This is a genomic window from Thalassospira sp. MCCC 1A01428, assembly GCF_002115825.1.
Classification (GTDB): Bacteria; Pseudomonadota; Alphaproteobacteria; order Rhodospirillales; family Thalassospiraceae; genus Thalassospira.
The window spans coordinates 9,669-32,617 of sequence record NZ_JFJZ01000047.1; the positions used below are offsets into that span (position 1 = coordinate 9,669).

The 22,949-nt window shown below is 53.7% G+C and carries 1 protein-coding gene; it reads left to right on the plus strand.

The genetic code is table 11. The features are described 5' to 3' along the window. Positions 1-397: 397 nt before the first annotated feature. A partial coding sequence (locus THS27_RS22305; RefSeq protein WP_085594633.1) for a filamentous hemagglutinin N-terminal domain-containing protein occupies positions 398-22,949 on the plus strand: 22,552 nt, incomplete at its 3' end.

Consider the following 22,949-nt stretch of genomic DNA (forward strand, 5'->3'; position numbering starts at 1 on the left):
TCGCAGGGTCGGGTTTTAACGGGTGCTGTACTGTCGGATGAACGGATATTTTTGGCCGTAAATGCGGCAAAAAGGGCTTCTCGCGGGGCCAGGGGCCAGTCAGGAAGACTGGATTATTACAGGCAGGTAGGCTGTAGGGAGACAGGGACGCAGAAACATATCGGCTATCCGAAAGGATATCGCCAGGGATGTTGCCATGCGATCCGGTTCCCGCCCTGCAATCAGCTTGTTCCATATATCGATTGGTAAAACCCGCCGGGTTTTACAGGAAGAGTGCATGTATTGCACGACGGGAATGATAAGGGCAGTTGCACGTTAGTGTGTGCCGTCTGGCTGAGTACAGATATTGAAATTCTTGTCACACATGGGTGGTGGCAGGCTTGGGGAGCATGACAAGATGTTGGCGGTCGTTCGGGAAAACAAGCACAAGGTTATCAAACGGGCCTTTGCTTATGCGTTAACTACGACAACGTTTCTTGCCCCTGTTATGGCAAGTGCCACCCCCCAGATTGTGACCGACGGGCAAACCGCCACCAACCTCAATGTCCACGGGTCGGTAACGGATGTCACTACATCAACCATTCAGGGCAACAGCGCGTTAAACTCGTTTAGCAAATTCGATGTCTATCAGGGCAATACGGTAAACCTGTTTGTGCCGGGCCAGGCAGATCATTTGATCAATATGGTCAATGGCCCCAGGTCCCATATTGATGGCATATTGAATTCAATCAAAAATGGTCAGATCGGCGGCCAGGTTTATTTGCTGAACCCTAACGGGGTGGCGATTGGTGCGCAGGGACAGTTAAATGTCGGTAGCCTGACGATCATGGCACCGAGCGAGGAATTTAGCGGCGCATTTTTTGATGCACCGGGCCATGCCAATGAAGGCGCGTTACAGCAGCTTCTGGCCGGTAAGGTGCCGTTATCGGAAAATGGGTTGATCACGATTGACGGGTCGGTTCGTGCCACCCGCAAGGCCGCCCTGATCGCCAATGGTGTGCAGGTGGCGGGCAACGTTGTCGTTGGTGCCCAGGCCTTGAATCAGATTGCCTTTTCCGATGTGGTTAATGTCGAAGGCCTTGACGCCGGGCAGGAAGCCGTTGTTGATGAGAGTGGCTATATCGAAATCAAAGGCGGGCTTTCGGGCGTTGATATTTCGGGTGTTCTGGCGGCTAACGGGGCCGACGGGCAAAATGCCGGTACGATCGATGTGCGCGCGACGGGCGATATTTCGGTGCGTGCCGGGGCAGATATCTCTGCCCACGGCGTTGGCGCAGATTCCAGCGGTGGGAATATCACGATTTTCGCCGATCAGAATGCAAGTTTTGAAACCGGCGCACATATCGATATATCGGGTGGTGACGTTTCGGGCGATGGTGGTTTTGCCGAATTTAGTGCCCTAAAATCAGTTGCGTTGAATGGTGGAACGTTTGCCGGTGGTGCTGTTAATGGCACGGCGGGCACTGTCCTGATTGACCCGGAAAATCTGACGATTTCGTCGGATCTCGCCAGGAATGACGGGACCAACTATGTCTTTGAAGCGGATGATACGATTACGCTTGCAGATGATGTGACGGTCTCGACGAAAACAGTAACGTCAAAGTCGGGCAATATCACTTTGACTGCCCGTAATATCTTCTTGGGTGATAGGTCGACCCTTGATGCCGGTGATGGCGGCGAAAACCATGGGGCGGGTGACATCACCATCAAGGCCGCAGGTTCTACCAGCCATTCCATTTCCATGACAGGCGCGTCGCTGACGGGTGCGAATGTTTCGATTACGGCCACGGCCATAGCCAATGACGGGGATCTGGTCCTTAACCCGCTATCCGATGTTTCGGCAACCGTCACCCTGACCAATACTGTTATCAATGCATCAGGCAATGTGACGGTGTTGGCAAAGGCCGAGCAGGGCCTGCCAACCCTTACCGGACAAGTGTTTGACGCCCGCAGTGCCACTGCCAGCCTAACCATGACCAATGGTTCAATCACTGCGGGAGGCAATATCAGCCTTGCATCTTCAAGCAAAATAACCAGCGAAGTCATCGGGGCGTTGCTGGTAAGCCCGATCAACGCATCGGTTGCGGTGACAGACAGCACGGCATCAACTTTGCTGACAGGTTCGGCAACACTGGCCGCTGGCGGTGATGTTGATGTGACATCAACCGCAATTACAGACTCAACAGCCGTTGCCAAATCGGTGGCAGCAGCCGTTGGTGTGACCACGGCTGTTTCCGTGATTGATAACAGCGCCACTACCCGCATGATGGGGGCCGCCAAAATCACGCAGGCGAATGCCGTAACCGTCAGGGCGACGGGCAAAACACAGGTTGATACCATTGCTGATGCTGCCACCGTTGAAAACGGCGGTTCCGGCGCGTCCATCGGTGTGGCAATTTCCGATGTCAGCGCCACAGCGATTGCCGAAATTGGCGAAGGTGCCACTGTTTCGGGTGCTAGCAGCCTGACGGTGAATGCACAAAATGTAACAACCCAGAATACCGCGTCCCGTGCCGGTGTGGCAGACGGGGCCGGTACGGCGTCAGGCCTTTTTGGCGATGCGCTGGACAAAACCGGGCTGGGCGACACTGAAAAAGGCGAGCTTTCAGCCCTGTTTGACGGTGTTTTGGGCCAGATAACCGACAAGCTGTCGGAAAAACCCAAAGAAGGAGAAGAAGGCAGTGGCGGCGCGCAGGTTGCCGGGGCGCTTTCCTATGTTTCAAGTAATTTTGACACGCAGGCCCTGATTTCGTCGAACGCCGATAAAACGCTGTCGCTGACAGGGGCGCTTGCCGTTAATGCCGAGGCCATCGCGCGTACCAATACCCTTGCCAGCGGAATTACGGCAGGCGGCAAAGCCGGTGGGGGGGCTGGTGTTGCCATCCAGACGGTGGATAACAAATTACTGGCAAGCATTGCGGCTGATAACACCAAAACGCTAACAGTTAATGCCAAGGGTGTTGCGGTGAACGCAACCACCAAAAGCATCGATACAGATATTACCGATGAAGATGGCAATTCGTTTGGCGTGCAAGCCTTTGCCGGACAGGAAGCCGAAGACGTTGGTTTCGCCGGGGCCCTGGGTCTGCTGATTGTTAATTCCAACAGTTCCCTTGCGGAAATTGGCGATAACGTTGCCGTGGATGGTAAAGCCGGATCCATTGAAATTGTTGCAACCGGCGGCGCAGACGCCGGTGTGGTCGCCGATGGTGCGCCCGATGATGAAACGGTTATTGGTGCCTTGTTCGAGGCCTATGAAACCTATACCGAAACCGAAGAAGACGAGGACGCATCGCCCAGCGTCGGCATTGGTGCGGCCATCGCCATTAACATTTCCAATAGCACGGTTGATGCGGCATTGCGCGGCGGTGCCACCTTAACCAATGCGTCGGGGTTGACGGTATCGGCGGTGTCGAACGGGTCGGTTAAAACAACGGCTAATTCGGCAGGGGCCGGTGGTGTGGCGCTTGTCCCGGTTCTGGCGCTTTCTGTTGCGAATGATCATGTAACGGCAGGTATTGAAACATCGGATGCGGCTTTGTCGCTGGCCGGTGCCGTATCGGTAAAGGCTGAGCAAAATCTGGCAGTGTTGTCGGTTGGCAAGGCCGCAAGCGGCGATGCTGATGATGCGTCAAAAGTTGCAATTGGTCTGACCGTTGGCATTAGCACGGTTAACGCTGATGCAACTGCGATGCTGGACCGCGATTTGACAACCACGGGCGATTTGACCATTTCGGCAAAATCCGCACGCGATATTCGCACAGGGGCGGCTGCCGGTACAAATACCGACCCGGGCGATACCGGGACCGAGGACGAAGATTCCAGCGATTCAGCAAAAAGCGATGTTCTGGGAACCATCAAACAGGCCGCCGCCTTTGGGAACCTTTATTCCGCCGACAAGGACAAGGTGGATGGCGATAAAACGGCCAGCAAGGCCAATGTTTCGGCAGACAAGGGCGATGATGCGGACGAAGGTGGCAAGATTTCGGCCGCTGCGGCCCTGGGGCTGACAGTTGCCGACACCAGTACCAGTGCTGGAATTGCGGCGTCGCGGACCGTTTCGGGCGCAAATATCAAGGTTACAGCGGCTGATAACACCGATAGCCAGGCCGCTGCCGATGGCAGTGCCGCCGAAGCGGACAATAATATCGGGGCGGCAGTGGCGTTGAACATCGCCAATGTCAGCAACAGCGCCACAATTGGCTCCAGCACCAAGGTAACCGGTACGGGGCTAACCCTGTCGGCCTTAACCAACAGCTTTACTGTGCTGGATGAAGACGGCAATGCTGTTAAGGATGAGGATGACAACGATGTTGTGGATGATGCCAATAAATATGTCACATCCGCAGTGGCGGGGGCTGGCGTAGGCAATTTGTCATTGGCCGGGGCGGTTGCCATCTCCCTGATTGATCAGACAACAACAACCGATATTGGTGCCAATGCCGACATTACTGTTGGGGCAAGTGGTGCGGCGATTAATGCTGCGTCCAGCCGCATCATAGAAACGATGTCGTCGGGGGCGGTTGGGGAAAAAACGCCAACCCTGGACGAATTTAAAGATCGTTACACAACACTTGGCGGTATGACGGCCCGAATTAATGGCAAGCTGACATCGCTTGGTGAAAAAATTGAAGCCGGCAAATCTGATTCCGATAGCGGATCGGGCAATGACAGCACGGGTGATAGCGGCGGCGGAAGCGGCAAACTGGGTATAGGGGCGTCGTTTGCCATTACGGTGGATAATACCGTTACCCGCGCGCGCATCAGTGACGGCGCAAAAGTGACCACCACCGACACCGGTGATGTTGTGGTTAGTGCCACGTCTGCTGTTGAACAGACAACCCATGCCGAAGCGGCCAGTGCGCCTTCGACCGATCTTTTAAACCTTGAAGAAAAAAGCGATACATCGGCCTATTCGCTGGATGCGGCGGTGGCCATTGCGGTGAACAATGAAACCACCGAAGGCCGTATTGGCACGGATCAGGATACCCTGACATCGGATGGTAAGGTAAACGTTACCGCAAATTCGGATTCCAAAATACTGGTGCAGGCAGACGGCGAAGCCGCAGGCGACAAGGCTGCCGCCGGAGCGTCGCTGGCGCTGGGCATTACCAACAGTACAACCAGCGCATCATTGGCACGTTCGGTTGCGGCACAAGGGGCGATTACGGTTTCGTCGACAGCCCTTAGCAAGGATACAACGCTGGCCCTGGCAACGGCGCGCGGAACGTTGCTTGAAAGCTATAAAAACAAATTTGTTGGCGCGACCGATGAATTGTTGTTGGCCGGTGATTTTGGCAATGAAGATGGTGGCGATAAAAAACCGCGTAGTGCCCAGGCCCTGACAGATCAGAAAACGTCTGGGAATAACAAAACCAGTTCGGTGGATGAAACGGGCAAAACAGACAGTTCAAAAAGCGGTAAATCGATCAGCATTGCCGCTGCTGTCGGTGTTGGTGTCAACAGCCGTAAAAGCAGTGCCAGTGTTGATGACAGCACCTCGACCGGGGCGTATAGCCTGTCATCGGGCGGCAAAATTGATGTTACGGCAAAGAACGATGCCAATGCCCAAACGCAAGGTGTAGGTGCCGCTGTGTTGACCGACACAGCCATTGCGGTTGGCGTTGCCGTAACGGCAACAGACCATGAAACAACGGCCAAACTGGGCGATTACACGAAAATCACCGCATCTACCGGTGTGAATGTTACGGCACAGGCCACACAAAACCAGTCGGCTGATTTTGCGAATAAACTGATGGCCGAGGCCGTTGCGGGCGCGGGTGCCAAAAAAACCGGTGTGGCCGGTGCGCTTAGTGTGATCAACACTGATAACGATACCGGTGCATCGTTTGGCAAAAATGTCGATGTTACCTCAACTGGTGCGGTCAATATTACCTCGACCGAGAAAAACCACATCGTCGCCCGGGCCATTGCCGCCACCATAAGTGCCGGGGCCGAAGCAAAAGCCGGTGTTGGTGCCACCTTTGCCTTGATTAATGCAGGGAATACCAACAAGGCCCTTGTCGATGAAGGTTCTAAAATCTTAACAACTGGTGATTTGACCGTTTCGGCCAAAAACCTGCGCCAGTCAGAAAGCAGCTTTGGCTTTGACGGTGATTATTCGCTGTTAAACCCGACATCGGTTTTCCAGACATCAAACTATTATACCGAAGCCCTGGCCGGTGCCGCATCCACCGGGAATACGGCCCTTGCCGGGTCATTTTCGGTAACAGTTACGCAGAACGAAACCACCGCCAGTATTGCCGACACGGCAACGGCCAGCGCCAAAGATATCACGCTGGAAGCCGAAAACCGCCAGAATGCCCGCACCTTGGGCGGCGCGATTAGTGCGTCGAAGAAAACCGGGGTCGGCGTTACGCTTAATGCCATGGTTTTGGCCGATACGGTTTCGGCACAGCTTGGCAAAACCGGCAGTGCGTCGGGTGCCAGCCTGACCGCAAGCGGCGATGTTGCCATCACCGCCAAGGCCGAACAGGACCTTGGGTCAATACTGGTGGCGGGTTCCGTTGGCGGCAGCGGAACAGCCGTCAGTGGCTCGGTCGGGATCAATGTTATTGAAACCGAAGCAAACGCGCTTGTTTCGTCGCATTCAGCCATTTCTTCAAAAGGCGGCGTTGATGTTGCGGCGACCAGCAAAACCGGCATTACCAGCTTTGTTGGTGGATTGGCAGTTTCGGGGCAAACCGGTGTTGGTGCCGGGATTGCCACCAACCTTATTTTGGCCAAGACCCGTGCCGGTATTGGCGATAACGCCGAAATTGATGCGGCCAATACCATTGCCGTTAATGCCGATGCCAGCGAGGATATTTCCGCCGCAACGGTAAGTGCGGCCGTATCAAGCGGTGGTACAACAGTTGCCGTTTCGTTAGGGGCCAATACGGTTAAAAGTGACACGACCGCCAGTGTTGGAAATGATGCCAAACTAAATAGCGGAAATACTGCCGGGTCGCGCAGCATTTCGGTTACGGCAAAGGACAAAACCGACATTGGTAATATCATTGGTTCCGGGGCGTTTGGCACGGGAACCGGGGTTGGTGGCGTGCTTGCCAGCAATGCCATTGCCAAAAATACCAAGGCCGTTTTGAACGGTACTGCCACTGCTGATACCAATGTGAATGTCACGGCAACCAGCGAACAAAATATTACGGCGCTGTCTCTTGGTGTTGCTGTGGTTGGTGGTACGGCGATCACCGGTTCGGGTGCCTTGGCCCTGATTGATAACACCACCACTGCTGTGATTGGTGAATTGGCCGAAAACGATGCCGTTAGCGTATCGCGTGCCACTGTTATTAGTGATGGCAATGTGGCCATCCATGCCAGCGATGAAACCGATGCCCTGATTTTGACCGGTTCGGGCGCCGGGGGTGGTGGCAATGCCGGTGGGGCGTCGCTTGGTGTTTCAACCTTTATTGGCGAAACAACCGCCTATATTGGCCGCAATGCCAATGTTACGGCACGTGGTAATGCCACCGGTCTTGATGTGATGACGGGCGGGGCAACTCTTTCAAGTGCCCTGTTTAACGGTCTTTCGACCCTGGATACCGATACTGCCGGGTCAAAACTGCAAACAACGTCCGATGACGCACTGGCGCTCAAGTCGTCCAGCATTGATGAGCTGAAAGATGGTGCATTCAAAAAAACGCTGACGACGGAAAAACGCAAGGGGCTATCGGTTACTGCCTATTCCGACCAGGATATTGCCAATATTTCGGCAACAGGGGCGGCGGGTGGCGGCACCGCAGTGGCCGGTGCTGTGGCTGTTGGTGTCGTTTCTGATACGACAAAGGCCTATATCGATAATGGCGCCAAAATTAACCAGGCCGCCGGCGCGGCTGGTACCGCCCAAACGGTTACCGTGCAGGCACAGGGCGATACCCTGTCTATTGATGTGGCGGGCGGCGTTGCTATTGGCGGCAGTAATGGTATTGGCGGTTCGATTGACAGTCTTACCCTGAGCAAAACCACCAGTGCCTATATCGGGCAGAATGCCGTGGTGGGGGCGAGCGATGATGTGGTCGTGGCCGCCGATCAGGCGACCCATGCCATTTCGGTTGCCGCCAATGTTGCGGTGGCGGGCAATGCCGGTGTGGGGGCATCGCTTTCGGTGCTGGTCGCTTCCAATGTGACAACAGCCTATATTGACGGGTTTGTTACCACGGATGGCGACATCACCCTTGATGCCGACAGCGATACCACTTTTGTTCAGGTCGCTGGTCAGATCAGCGCAGGTGGCAGTGCCGGGGTTGGCGGGGCGTTGGGTGTATCGGTGCAAGATAACACCACAACTGCCTATATTGACACCCACGGCCAAACCAATGTCAAAGGCAAAACCACCGTTTCTGCCAGCGGCAAGGAACAGGAATATGCGGCAGTTGTTGCCGGTGCAGGTGGCGGCAGTGCCGGTGTGGCCGGTTCGGTGCGTGTCGGTGTGCATACATCAACCACACAGGCCTATGTCGCAGGCAAGGTTAACCAGAACGCCGATTATTCGCTCAGTGGCCAAAACGTTCATATCGATGCTGACAGCTTTGTGCGCGTGGTGAGCGTTACCGGCGGGCTTGGCGGTGGTGGCGTGGCAGGTATTGGTGCCGCGGCTGATGTTATTGTTTTGCGCAATAATTCAAATGCCTTTGTTTCCGGCGGCAGCGTTGTTTCTGCGCATGATGACATTTCAATTTCCGCCACGTCGGAAAAACAGTTGCTGCAGCTTGGCGTGGCCGGGGCCGCAGGCGGCCAGGTCGGTGTGGCCGGGGCGTTAACCGTGGCCTTTGTTGGCGGGATTATTGATGATGACGCCAAATCACATCTTTCGAGCAGTGACGAGGACAATAGCGGTGATACATGGTCGGCTGCCGATGAAGCCACCAACAAAAACCTGATCGGCAATGCCCTGGGCGACCGCGAGGAAGCCACCACCGCGAATAATGCCGCCGGTGCGCAACGCAGTAAAAATCAGATCACGGATGATTTTAACGCCACAGCCGAGGCATCACGCAATGATACCAAGGCCTTTGTCGGGCAGGGTGCAACGCTGATTGCAGGGCAGGATGTTTCCATTACTTCGGCTGATACATCAAAGGTCATTGCCGGTACGCTGGCAGTGGCCGGCAGTGGTGGTGTGTCTGTTGGCGGTGGCATTACCATCACCACGGTCGATAGTTCGGCCCAATCCTATATTGGCAATCTGGCCTCGGTCGATGCAACGCGTGCTATTTCAATCAAGGCGGCCAGCCATGATAGCGTTATAAATGCTGCGGCTGCTGGCGGTGGGGCATTGTACACGGCCATCAATGGTTCGGTGGCGATTACGACCTTGCTGTCTGATGCAACGGCTTATATCGGGGATAATGCCAAGGTCAATCAGGACGATGACGTTACCGATGGTAGCAGCCAGGATGTTGTAATTGATGCCAAAAGCGACAGCAATGTCGTTACGGTTAGTGGTGCCGCTGGTGGTGCCATTGTCGGTATCGGTGCCGCGGCAAACGTGACGACAATTGCCAAGCAAACCAACGCCTGGATTGGTAAAAATGCAAAGGTCGATGCTGCCCGTAATATTACCCTTGATGCGACATCGGACGACAACCTGGTTGCTGTGACTGTTAGTGTGCAGGGCGGGCTTGTCGGTGCCGGTGGTACGGCAGCAATCAATACGATTGTATCAGATACCGCGGCCAGGGTTCTTGAAGGTGCCGCCATTAACGCCACGGGCAGCATGCGGGTACAGGCCCTGAATGATGCCGAACTTGACGATATTTCAACATCGGTAGCGGTTGGCGGGGCTGCCCTGGGCGGGGTTGTTTCGGTTAATACCGTTTCTGCCACAACCGAGGCGACTATTGCCGATGGTGCCAAACTTAATATTCTGGGTAATGGCAGCGGTATTAACATTGCGGCCGCCGGTGGATCGCGGAGCGACAGCACAGAAACCGCACTGGCCAAAACCACCCAGACCAATGACGATGACAGCACCCTGACGGTATCTGCGATTGATGTGGACCGTTCGACCCTGACGCGCAATTCGGAAACCATTACCGGTCTGGCGGTTGTTGCCCGGTCCGATCAGGATGTGACAGCCCTTCCGATTAGCGCCGGGGCCAGTGCCGCCGGGGCGTTGTCGGGTGTTGCAACGGTTAATGTTATTGCCGGGTCAACATTGGCACAAATTGGCACCAGTGCAGTGATTAATGCTGTTAATGCCGGTGCGTCCGATAATCAGGATGTGCTGGTTGCTGCCTATGATAGTACCGATCTTTCGACGGTTCCGGTTACGGTTGCTGTTACCGGGACAGGCCCGGCGGTTAGTGCTGCGGCTGCGACCAATGTTATTGCCAAAACCCTGTCGGCCAAAATGGGTGGCACGGTATCAGCCAAAGATGACATTACGGTTTTGGCTGTTTCGGATCAGGACCTCGACAGTGTTTCGGCAAATGGCGCGGTAAGTGCGCTGGCCGGACATAATGTGTCGCTGGGGGTAGATGTTGTCGATAATACGGTTCTTGCCGAATTGTCCGATAGTGCCATTGTTACATCTGGCGATGACCTTGGTATTCGTGCCACGGAAAACACCGATTTTAGCCAAACCATTGGTTCAGCATCGGTTGGCGGTGTAACGGCGGCGGGTGGTGCCATCGGGGTGGCTGTTGCGTCGTCCGATGTAACCGCCCGGATTGGCAAAAACGCCGTTACCAACGCTGATGGCACCACATCGGTAGCGGCAAATTCTGCGCAAACCATGACCCAGCACACTGTTGCCGGGGGGGCATCTGCCGGGTTGGCATTGCAGGGCGCGATTAGTGTGCGCACAGCCACGGTTAAAACACTGGCCGAAATTGGCGATGGCGCCAAAATCAACCAGACCAGCGTTACCGCCGATGATGACCAGGCGGTTCTGGTTTCCGCCAACAACAGCCTTACTGTTGGCGGTGTCACCGGTGCAGGTGCCGTTGGCGGTGTCGCCGGTGTTGGCTTTGGCATGGACATTGCCGTTGCCCGTAATTCAACTGCGGCCCGTATCGGGCAAAACACGCTGGTTTCAGCCACAGACGATGTATCGGTTACGGCACACGCGCAAAAAGATATTTCTGCAACTGGTATTGCCGGTGCAGGCGGGCTGGGGGCAGGCGTTGCCGGGTCCGTTGCCATTGCCATATTGGGTGGCGATGCCGACAGCCGGGGCACCGATCAGCTGACGTCGGACAACGGAAGCATCACCGATCAGGTCAATAGTGACGCGGGAACAGATCGCAGTGCCGACCTTACCAGTTCGGATGCCGGTAAACTCGCACATTCGCAGGCTGGGGATGCCAACAGCGATCGCACCACGGCAAAATCCAAAACCCGGAACGTTATGGGGGCGCTGGATTCCAGCAATGGCACATTTGACGATGGTGTTTCCGCCGTTATCGATCAGAACGCGACGGTTAAAGCTGGCGGCAATATTAATGTGACCGCCAAGGATGAAAGCCGTGTTCGGGCCTTTGCCGGTGGTGCTGCGGTTGGTGCTGTTGGGGTTGGCGGCTGGGTTGCTGTTGCCAGTATGGGCACAACTGCCCAGGCGTTGATTGGCCAGAATGCCGATCTTGATGCTGGCGACACGATTACAATTTCGTCCGATCTGCTTGATAAAACCGACCGTTCCAAGGTCGAAGCCTATGGCGCGTCGGCCGGTGTGGTGGGTGTTGCGGCAACAATTGCGGTGCTGGATCGCTCAACAACTACCCAGTCACTGGTTGGCAGCGGGGCAAATATTTTTGCCGATAACGCCGTGTCGATTACGGCACAAAACAGTTCGGGCGGACAATCCCGGGCGATTGCCGGGGCGGCGGGTTTTGCGGCTGCGGGGATTTCGGTTGCAGTTACCAGCTCTGACGATGACGTAAAATCCGAGGTCGGTGCCAATGCCAGGATTGGTAAAAAAGGTGACCCGGCCGGGTCCATAACGGTTTCTGCCACTAACGGGGGCAGTTTTGATGCCTATTCTGTTGGCGCGTCATTGGGGTTGGTCGGTTCAGGTGCCGGGGCAGATGCCACTGTTGACCTTGACGGGGATACCACAGCAAAAATTGGCACCGGTGCCACCCTATATAGCGACGGTGATGTTCTTGTTGCCGCCAGCGACGAACCTCATGCCAAGGCACAGGCCATTGGTGCATCGCTAAGTGCGGGTTACAGCCTGGGTGTTTCCATCTCTCAGGCCCTGGTGGATCGCAATGTTGCGGCCCTTGTTGACGATAACGCCAGTGTCACCGGCGATACCATTACCCTTGATGCCAAATTGCTTAAGGGGGCAGCCAATAATGCCGATGCCACGGCCACGGCAGGCAGTGGTGGTTTGCTGGTCGGGGCGGCTGGTTCGTCGGCAGTCACAACGCTGGACGGCGACGTAAGCGCATCCACCGGTAATAACGTTAAACTTTTGGGGATTGAACGTACCCAAACCGATGAAAACAACGTAACGACGGCGGTTGCAGACCACGGTATTTCGTTAAATACGCGTAATGAATCTGCGGCAGAAGCCCGCGCGATTGGTGTTACTGCAGGGGCGATTGCGGTGGGGGCCCACAGCGCGGTTGTTGATGTGACAACAACCAGCAATGCCTTGCTGGGCGCCGGTACAAACGCCATCACGATGGCCGATTTGTCGATTACGGCTGTTGGGGCGGAACATGCCTATGGTGATACGATTTCCGGTGCGGGTGGTGTTGGTGTGGTGCAAGCTGGCCTTACCAAGGTGGACCTTGATAGTATGGTCAAGGCGGGCACGCGGGATAATTCGGCCCTGACAACGTTAAGTGCGGATGGCACAACCACCATTAGCGCCACATCAAGTGGCAAATATGATGGCAAAATTGATACGACCGGGGCCGCATTGGCACAGGCCGCGGCCGGGGCGCTGGTGGTGAATGGCACCAGCGATGTCTGGGCCGGGTTTGGGGCAAAAACCGGCCTTCGCACCCATCAATTGTCGCTTTTGGCTTTAAATGAACTCAGCAAGGATCTGGTTTCGGATGCCAACTTTAAAACCAGCCAGGGTGGCGGGTTTAACATGGCGGTTGGTGTTTCCAGTGGCACGATGAATGCCAGCACCAATATCTCGGTTGGGGCAAATTCCAATGTGTATGTGTTTGGCACATCGCAAAATCAGGGTGTCGCATCGGTTCAGGCAAAAACCAATGTTACCGTCGATGACGAAAGCAGTTTTGATAGCGGTGGTTTGATCAGCGCGCCAATTGCAAGCACAATTCAAACGGCCAATCTTTCGAGCAACGTTACGATGGGGGATAATGCCTCCCTGCAAACCCAGGCCGGCGACCTTAGCGTTGCGGCACGCAGCGATGCGAAAATGAGCGCGCGTGCCCGCTCCGTTACCTATGGTTTTGCCGGGGCGGCAGGCGGTGTTTCCAAGGCATCGGTTACGGCCAACGATGCGGTGACAGTGGGATCAAACACCAATCTTGTCGGGGTTGGTGATGTTGAGATTTATGCAGGTGCCGACGCAACCGGCCTGGGTATTATCGAAGCCAAGGCTGATACGCGCCTGTTTAACAAAACAGCTATTTCCATTCCCACCCCGCCAACTGCCGATGCGTCGGCAATTCATAACAGCAAGGTCACCATCGGCAGTGGCAGCCTTGTTGCATCGGCCAAGGATTTGCGGGTTCAGGCTACCGAAGGCCATTTGTTTGCCAATGGTGTGGGACGTGCAACCGACCTTGCCAAAAAGGCGCTTGAGGCAATTGGCGATGTGTTTGGCGCAGATACCGAAGGCTCGCTTGAAGTTGTGGGCGGTACCAGCAAAAACGAAGGTGTTGGTGGTATCAAGGTTGACGGTGAACTTCGTACCGGTATTCGCAATAAGCGTTATATTACCTTTGGCACCAGTTTCAGTTCTTATGTCGCTGATTCCGATGGCAATATGGTTCGGTATTACCCCAGTTATGATACCGACAATGACCAGTGGGTTTTGGCCACCGAAGACCCGGATAACCCCGGTGTTCCCAAAATCATCAAGGTCTTTACGCCCGAAGAAATCAGTGAAGGTATGGGCTTTAGCATTCTGGCTGATCAGAATTTGGGCCAAAGCCTGCAAACCGAAGTTGCCCGTCTGGAAAATGTCCTGTTGCGGTATGGCAGTTCCACCGATGCCAACAGTGTTCAAATCAAATCCGATATTGAAAGCCGCCTGACCATTTTGCGTGCGGCCATTGCCAGCCGTAAATCTGATGAATATGTCGATGTTATCCAGGTGGACCCAACTGAAGCCGCCACCGGGAATGTTGAACTGTATTCCGATTATGTTGTTGGCTCGGGTAAAATCAACAGCCCTGGCGATGCTGAAATCAAGATCATTAACAACTCGCCGATGCCGATCCGCATCGCCGAAATGACTATTCCCGATGAACTGGGTGGTCAAATTCTGTTTAATGGTCAGTCGGTGTTAACCGCGACAGATATTAATGCCCGTAATTCCAATGCCGATGGTACGGCGACGATGGAAATGGTCAGTTCGGTTTCCTCGGATGCCCCGAAAATCATTATTGAAAATAACTTTGACCCGGATTCAGGGGTTTATAACCTTGGCAATAAACTTAATATTGCCGCACCCGATGTTATTCTGGCCGGGCAAATCAATAATATTAATGGTCTGATCAAGGTTACAAGTGACCAGGGTTCGATCTATTCTGTTGCCAGTATGCGCGGGGAAACCGTTGAAATTTCCACCGGCGGCGACTTTGTCTTTGATTCTCCTGAAACCCTGCTCAATATCGGGGCGCATCCCGATGCCGGGTTCGGATCTCTGGTCAACCAGTATGAAAATGGCAGTGCAACCAGTGGCAGCGCCAATAACGTATCGCAGGCCGCAGATGACAGCAGTTCGACCATTGCGGCGAACAATGTTTTCATCAATGCAGATACCATCAACATCAATGGTGTGATCCAGTCCGGTATTGCGGACAAGGAAATTACCATCAACCAGTCTGACGTTGATGCGGCTTATGCGGCAGGCAATAGCAGCGGTGCACGCTATGTTGAAGTCAAAAATGTTGGCATCAGCATGGGATCGGGCCGGGTTGGTGTGGGCGGCATCAAGGCGGAACTTGACCGGGTTACCGGTGAAATTCGCATTCTCGATGCCAAGGTTGAAGGTGGCACCGTCCTGCTTAGTGGTCGTCTGGTTTCAACCGGCAACGGCAAAATCAACGTAATTGATGGCTATGGCCAGATTACCATCAATAATAACAGTACCAATACCGTGCTGCTTGATGACGTCGATACCGGCGGCATCGAAGGCCAGATCACGCTAATTGATAAAAGCAAGGATAATGGTACTGGCCGTGCCCTTATCACGCGGTATGAACGCATTGGCGACAGCCTGAAGGTTTACAGCAACGCGGGCACAGACAGCGCGCAGGCTACCAAATTACAGTCATCAAATAACGGGCGTACATCCACCTATGCCATGCAAGATGACATGCGTTATTACTGGATGGCGGGTAAATCAACCACCACTCAAACGACAAAAGCATATAGCAAGCAGCAGAAAAGCCTGTTCGGGTTTATTCCGATTTCCGAACGGGAGTTTTCAGATTCTAACCTTGTTTCCGGGTATCCCCAATCGCACGATCTTAGCCAGGCAGATTTACCCGAAGGCGATTATGTCGCCCAGCATGGCGGTCTTGCGGATTATACGTTTAACTCGGCGGATGAAGAAACATCGAACAAACAGATTTATCAGGGTGATTCTGAACGCAGCTGGGGCAGTGATTGTGCGTGGTTTGTTTGTTTCTCGCGCACATACGAATTCAAACGTACAACCATCACCGAAACCGGTACCAACACCTATTATTACCACTCGGTCGCGGCAGACAAACCAATAGACATCGCCTTTATCGGCTATGATAGCGGCGCAGTTGATGTAACATCAAAGGGCAGCATTGCCCTTGGTGGCAGTTTGCAGAACGTTGGCGGGGCAACCACGCTAACGTCAACCGCCGGTGACATTTACAGCAATGGCGGCGCGGTTCAGTCGGGGAATCTGGTTCTTTCGGCGGCCAACGGGTCGGTTGGCCGGGCAGATAATTACCTTAACCTGGTGCAAAAATCGGGCGATCTGGTTTCGGTTACGTCGGGTAAAAACATTTATCTTGATGCTCCGGGTGGCAGCCTGGTTCTTAGCAACCTGACGGCAGGTAGCGGTTCTATCGGGTTGCGGGCCGATTTTGATATTATCACATCGGGCAGTGGCGTGATTAAGGGCCGCGATGTTGAACTGATTGCGCGTAATGGCAAAATTGGCACCAGCGATGGCGTTCTGAAAGTTGACACCGATGCCGCAAATGGCGGCAAATTAACCGCCAAGGCCGCGCGCGGTGATATTAATGTCGAGGAAGTCAGCGGTGATCTGATCGTTAACCGGATCGAAACCGTTGGTGATGTGTCGATCAAGGTTTCAGATGGCAATCTGATTGATGGCAATATCGACGAAACCGAAGACACCGACACGACGGACCAGTTGCTGGCCCTGTTTGACAGCCTGGATCTGACTGGTGCGGATGCCGATGCGAAAAAGGATGCGCAGGTTAAGGCGTATGAAAATGAACAGGAAACGCTTTACGATGATTATTTCACCCTGCGTAACCTTCATAAGGATGGCGACGGCAACTATGTTGCCGATGCCGTTGATGCTGATTACACCTATGTTGTTAGTGATCAGGAACGCAGCAGCCTGACCGATGCCGGACTGGATAGTGATGCCATTCAGTCTTATGCAGATCGTCAGACCGAACGTTATCGGACGGCCTATGATAAATTTGGCGATGTTACCTATAACGCCGACTACAGCTATACTGCCACCAGCGACGAAATTGCGGCAGTAACCGATGGGTACAAATGGACGCAAAAAGAACTGACCAACCTGTTGCCTTCCTTTGCGTTCAAGGAAACGACAGATACGACCACGGTTGTTGAAACGGCCAATGTCTCGGCGCGCAATGTAACGATTGATGTTAAAGGCAATATGGGCAGCCATAATGGCGATATTGTTCTGGATCTGACGAAATCAAACGACCTGACCGATGAAGTTAAAGTGGCAATGGCGGCCGCTGAGCGCGACGATATCATCCGCGATGATACCAACCACACCCTGACCATTGTTCAGCGCGAAGATTTTGACATCGACGCGACAGGAACAACCACGATCAAGGCTGGTGGGGATCTGTTCCTCGGCTCGGAAAATGATTTGAACGTGTTTAATGCGTCGGGCCAGGAAATCCGCGTTAAAATTGGCGGCAGCATTACCAATGGCCGTGATGGTGACGGTGCCAACTTTGAGGGCGGCCGCATGATTTTTGAAGCTGGTGACGGCCATATTGGCACGGCATCTGCCCCGATCATGATTAACCAGACCGACGGTAGCTTGCTTACTGCGCGTGCAGCAGACGATATTTATATGCACGAAATCAGCGGCAATATTTATGTTGATGGCCTGTTCTCCAGCCACAATGTCAATCTGTCGGCAGATAATGGCAGTATTCTTGATGGTGCGAATGACGCCATCGCCGATATCGTGGCCCAATCCATTACCCTCTCGGCGTCCAAAAGCATTGGCAGCACGGCAACCGGTGGGGCGCTTGATGTTGGTATCAACAGTGCCGATGGCAGCCTGATTCTTACCACTGCTGATGGGGGGGCTTATCTGTCCGGTCCGGGGCGGTTTTTGGCTCTTGGCGCTGTCGATGTGAACGGTGTTTTGAACCTTAATGCCGATAATGGCATTACGCTGCGTTCCAGCGTAAACAGTCATGGCAACGCCCAAACCTATCAGTCCGCCAGCGATATCGTGATGCTCGCGGCCAGCAGCATTTCATCGGGCGGTGGTGCTGTTTCCATGACCGCCACCACAACTGATATTACCCAGGCTGATGGCTCTAAAATCAATGCCGGTTCCGGGACAATCAGTCTAACAGCCGCGGGTGACATTACCCTGGCATCGCTGGTGACCAGTAATGCCAGTTCCAGTGCCATATCCGTTGATGCCGGAGGTCAGATTATCGATGGGGGGGATACCGATGACGACATTACCAGCAGCAATGACAATGGTATTGTAAGCCTGACAGCAGATGAAGGCATTGGCCGTGCCAACGCAATTGATACCAATGTGACCCGGCTAAGCCTTGCCAACAGCGACAGCGGCAAAATCAACATTGCGGAAAAAGACAGTCTTGTTTTGCAAACTGTGGCAATTACCAGTGCGACGGATACGACAGTCATTACCCGGGGCGATTTAACCCTGGCATCAAGTGGTATGCTTGAAACGAATGGCTTAACTTTCCTGACCGCACAAAATAACGGGTCGCTGGCAATTGATGGCGTGTGGACGTCATCTGCTGGTGCGGCAACGTTGGTGGCAGATAAAAACATTACTTTCGGTGCCCTTGGTTCTATTGCGATGACAGGCAATGGTGATCTGTCATTGACGGCGGCCAAGGCCGGTGAAAATGGCGGCTATATCCGTCAGACCGATGGGGCGTCCATTAATGTTGGCACCGGAAAGGCAACCCTGGTGGCCGATGGCGATATCGGGCTTGCCAATCTTGTCTCCAATAATGCCACGCTTGATGCGATTGTTCTTACAACGGCGCATGGCGGTATCACAGATAGCGGTGATTCCAACATCGACCTTGTTGCCAACGCCGTTGGTGCCGGTGTGACAATCAACAGCGCCACCGGTATTGGTGCGGACAATGCGATAGAAACAAATCTGGCTTCCGTTACGGCCACCAACACTACCAGTGGCGCGGTGGCACTGAACGAAACCGATACGCTGAACGTAACCAAAATTACCCAGCAGGCCGCAAATGGTGCGGTTACCGTTACCGGTGGCACGGGTCTTGTGATCCATGAAATCACGGCGCCGGGTGCGGTGTCCCTTAACACCACTGCAGGCGACATTGTTGATAAATTCACCAACAGCATCACAGCAGCTTCGCTTAACCTTGATGCGGGTGGCAATGTTAATCTGGTTACCACGGTGTCAACGCTGGATAATGTCATCATCCGTGATGGCAAATTGACACTTGAAAACACTCAGAACCTGAACATTAACCGTGTGTCGCAACAAACAACTGATGCCAATAAATCCGGCATCGATATTAATGCGAGCGGCAGCATATCGGTTGCCAACGCCAAGGGCGGCATTTCGGCAAATGTTGGTAATATTACCCTGAAAGCCAATGCGCTAGAGAGCGTGATTACCGTTTCCGATGCCATTGCCACCACAAATGGTGACATCGAGCTACAAGCGGCAAAACTCATTGATCTAAATGATGCGCTGGCTGATGTGACATCGCAAAACGCTGGTATGGTGTCGCTAAGCGTACTGGATGGCTCAATCTCCCAGACCGATGGTTCCACCATTGACGGCGGGACGGGCAAGGTCTTGCTGGTTGTATCTGGCAGCCTGACACTTGACCAGGTTAAAACCACCGGTGCAGATATCGTTATTACCGCAAAAAACGGGTCTGTTACGGCAAAGGATTTCATCACCACCAGTGCTGCCAAAATTGACATTACAGCAGCACAGAATGTCACCTTTGATAATGGCGAAGCAGATGTAACCTCGACCGGTTCGGGGGCCGTTACGGTTATCGCAACGGAAGGTTCCATCGAACAAAAAGACGGTTCCACCATTGATGGCGGCAGCGGCAAGGTAACCCTGACAGCCGGAGATAGCCTGACATTGGATCAGGTTAAAACGGACAGCGCCGATATCGCCATTACCGCGCAGACCGGTTTGGTAACGGCAAAGGATTTCATCACCACCAGTGCTGCCAAAATCGACATTACAGCAGCACAGAATGTAATCTTTGATAATGGCGAAGCTGATGTAACCTCGACCGGTTCGGGTGCCGTTACGGTTATCGCAACGGCCGGTTCCATCGAACAAAAAGACGGTTCGACTATTGATGGCGGGGTGGCAAATGTAACGCTTACTGCCGGACAAAATCTGGTTCTTGACCAGATCAGGACCAGCAATGCCGATATCACACTTGAGGCACAAGGCGACACGCTTGATGCCTATGATTTCATTCAGACTGAAAATGGCAAAATCGCCATTAAGGCCGCCAAAAAAGTCACGCTGCATAATAGCAACACAAATATCGTTTCGTCTGGCAGCGGTGATGTTGAAATTACATCGCTTGGCGATAGCCTTATGCAATATGATGGTACTATTGATGGCGGTACCGGCAATGTTACTTTGCTTGCCAATCAGGCGCTGGTGCTTAATGAAGTTAAAACCGGCAATGCTGGTATTTCCCTTACCGCGCAGACCAACGCTATTGCCCTGAACAATGCGGTTAGCACCGATGGCGGCAATATCATCATCAAGGCGGCAACTGCGGTTAATTTGTTTAATGCAAATTCCGATGTTACGTCTGCCAATGGTGGCACCGTCAGTATTACCGCCACTTCGGGAAACATTTTACAAAACGACGGATCCCGTATCGATGGCGGGACCGGTGCAGTTACTCTGTTTGCTGGCGGCAACGTCACCCTCGATCAGGTGCAAACCAGCGATGCAGCCATCGAAATAACCGCAGATGGCGGTTATCTCGAAGCCAATGATTTCATCACAACCTCGGCGGCGGATATAACGCTTGTCGCTGAAAACGATGTTCATCTGAACAGTGCGCAAGCCGATATTACGGCATCGGGCTCCGGTGCAATATCAATCAATTCACGCACCGGTTCCCTTACCCAGACCGATGGCAGCACGATTGACGGCGGTTCGGGTAAAGTCACATTGGCTGCCGATCAGGATGTGACGCTTGATCAGGTCCAAACGACGAATGCCGCAATCGTGATTACGTCGCGTTCTGCTTCTATCGTTGCCAGGGATTATATCACGACCGATACAGCAAACATCGATATCTCGGCGGCACAGAGTGTGACGCTGTTTAACGATGAAGCTGACGTTACCTCGACCGGTTCCGGTGATGTGACCATCACAGCGACGGCAGGCGATCTTTATCAGGAAGATGAAAGCACCATTGACGGTGGAACCGGCAAGGTCACGTTGACTGCCGGGAAAAAGGTGACCCTTGATCGGGTTCAGACCACGACGTCTGCCATCCAGATTACCGCACAGGGTGGTGATGTTGTTGCCAATGATTTTATTAAAACCTCTGACGCCAGTATCGAAATCACTGGCGATAATGATGTTTCCTTCACCAACGGCCTGTCGGATGTAACTTCCACGGGCAACGGTGCCGTAACCGTCATCGCGACCAAAGGGTCGATCACGCAGGCGGATGGTTCGACGATTGATGGTGGCAGCGACAAGGTTACGCTGACGGCAGGTGATAGCCAGACGCTGGATCAGGTGAAAACGACCGGTGCGGATATTGCGATTACCGCTCAAAATGGCTCGGTTACTGCGAAAGACTTCATTACCACCAGCAATGCCAATATCGGCATTATGGCGGCACAGAATGTGACGCTGTTTAATGGTGAAGCTGATGTGACCTCGACCGGTTCGGGTGATGTGACGATTACCGCCACGGCGGGTGATCTGTATCAGGAAGATGAAAGCACCATTGATGGTGGTACTGGTAAAGTCACCCTGACGGCGGGCAATAAAGTCACGCTCGATCAGGTTCAGACGACGACATCAGCCATCGCCATTACGGCACAGGGTGGTGACGTTGTTGCCAATGACTTCATTAAAACGTCGGATGCGACAATTGATATCACTGGCGACAATGATGTGTCCTTCAGCAATGGCCTTTCGGATGTGACCTCGACAGACACCGGTGATGTAACCGTCATCGCGACCAAAGGCTCAATCACGCAAGCTGATGGCTCGACGATTGACGGTGGCAGCGACAAGGTCACGTTGACCGCAGGTGATAGTCAGACGCTCGATCAGGTCAAGACAAGCGGTGCGGATATCGCGATTACGGCGCAGAATGGCTCGGTTACTGCGAAAGACTTCATCATGACCAGTAATGCCAATATCGGCATTATGGCGGCACAGAATGTGACGCTGTTTAATGGTGAAGCTGATGTGACCTCGACCGGTTCGGGTGATGTGACGATTACCGCCACGGCGGGTGATCTGTATCAGGAAGATGAAAGCACCATTGATGGTGGTACTGGTAAAGTCACCCTGACGGCGGGCAATAAAGTCACGCTCGATCAGGTTCAGACGACGACATCAGCCATCGCCATTACGGCACAGGGTGGTGACGTTGTTGCCAATGACTTCATTAAAACGTCGGATGCGACAATTGATATCACTGGCGACAATGATGTGTCCTTCAGCAATGGCCTTTCGGATGTGACCTCGACAGACACCGGTGATGTAACCGTCATCGCGACCAAAGGCTCAATCACGCAAGCTGATGGCTCGACGATTGACGGTGGCAGCGACAAGGTCACGTTGACCGCAGGTGATAGTCAGACGCTCGATCAGGTCAAGACAAGCGGTGCGGATATCGCGATTACGGCGCAGAATGGCTCGGTTACTGCGAAAGACTTCATCATGACCAGTAATGCCAATATCGGCATTACGGCGGCACAGAATGTGACGCTGTTTAATGGTGAAGCTGATGTGACCTCGACCGGTTCGGGTGATGTGAGCATCACCGCAACGGCAGGCGATCTGTATCAGGAAGATGAAAGCACCATTGATGGTGGTACCGGTAAAGTCACCCTGACGGCGGGCAAGAAAATTACGCTTGATCAGGTTCAGACGACAACCTCGGCCATTGCCATTACGGCACAGGGTGGTGACGTTGTTGCCAATGACTTCATCAAAACGTCGGATGCGACGATTGAGATCACCGGCGACAATGATGTGTCTTTCAGCAATGGCCTTTCTGACGTTATCTCGTCGGGTACCGGTGCGATTACCATCATTGCAA